The sequence below is a fragment of the Bacillus sp. P4_D3 genome, from assembly GCF_056401855.1.
Window position 1 is genome coordinate 1 of record NZ_JBFUIN010000932.1, and the last position, 1055, is coordinate 1055.

The window sequence follows — 1055 nt, forward strand, 5'->3', positions numbered from 1 at the left end:
ACAAAAGCTTTATAAAGTTATGGAGCAATAGAGTATATTAGCTTGTAAGACTACACAAAAGTATGTGGAAAAATGAATTGTATGATGAAAGGAAACGCGATGAAAAGAACTTTAACTATTTTTATGTTAACGATACTACTTTTAATAAGTTTTAGTGCATGCTCTAAAAAGGAAAATCCATTTCCTGCAAACGGTTTATTAATCATTGGAGATGAAAATAAAATTTCACCAATTATTAATCGTTATCAAKAAATTACGAAAGAAAATGAAGTGTTTTCTGTGAAAAAAGGTAAAGTTGGAAATGGACAGGTATTAATTTTAAATGAATCTACAGCACAAGCATTGATTAAAGAAAAAGTTTTTCGTAAACGAGATAATGGCTCCAATTATATTATAGATACGTTACCGAAATTCCCAAAAGAAGGTTCGCTGTTGTTTACACATGAAGACGAAAAGAATATGAAAAGTATTGAATTAGAAGGAAAAGAGATTCCAGTTTCATACGATAGTGACGCTTGGATAGGTAACACTCGTACATATCCAACGCAATGGTATGTGATTGTAGCACAAAATAGTGTGTATAAAGAAATAAAGGCAAATGAAACGAAAATGCACCTTCTTCATCTGAAAAAATCTTTAGGAGATGAAAAACCTAAAATATCGACAGATAATACATTGGTTAATGAAAATGTCAAAGTAACAAGGCTAATTAAAGGTTTGGAAGGAGAAGTATCTTTTCAGTTTGTAACGATTAGAGAAAAATCTTAAAAAAGAGTTCAAGGTTGATAAAAACTTTATCAGTCTTGAACTCTTTTTAGTTTATAGACCAATCAAATATTATGCTTTACATTACTTCATTTAATCGAGTCTCACTCGTTTCTTCAATCGTATTTGAATTTTGAACTGAATTATTTTGAGCTTCTTTTTCTTTACGGACTTTTTGTAGCATTTCAAGTATGATCCATAAAGGAACACCTTTATCTTTCAACATCTTCCATAAATTTAATTCGTTAAATTTATGCTCAGGTTGTTTCATTTCTTTTTCAGATGTACGA

The 1055-nt window shown here is 29.7% G+C and carries 2 protein-coding genes; one reads left to right on the forward strand and one right to left on the reverse strand.

Annotation, left to right across the window (positions count from 1 at the left end):
* The first annotated feature begins 84 nt into the window (after positions 1 to 84).
* Positions 85 to 768, forward strand: coding sequence for a lipoprotein BA_5634 family protein (locus AC1DTM_RS28105; RefSeq protein ID WP_477001445.1), 684 nt, complete (start codon positions 85 to 87; stop codon positions 766 to 768).
* Positions 769 to 844: 76 nt separating this feature from the next.
* Here the strand turns inward: AC1DTM_RS28105 and AC1DTM_RS28110 are convergent.
* Positions 845 to 1055, reverse strand: a 211-nt coding sequence (locus tag AC1DTM_RS28110; protein WP_477001444.1) for a DUF3914 domain-containing protein, incomplete at its 5' end; no start/stop codon positions are given.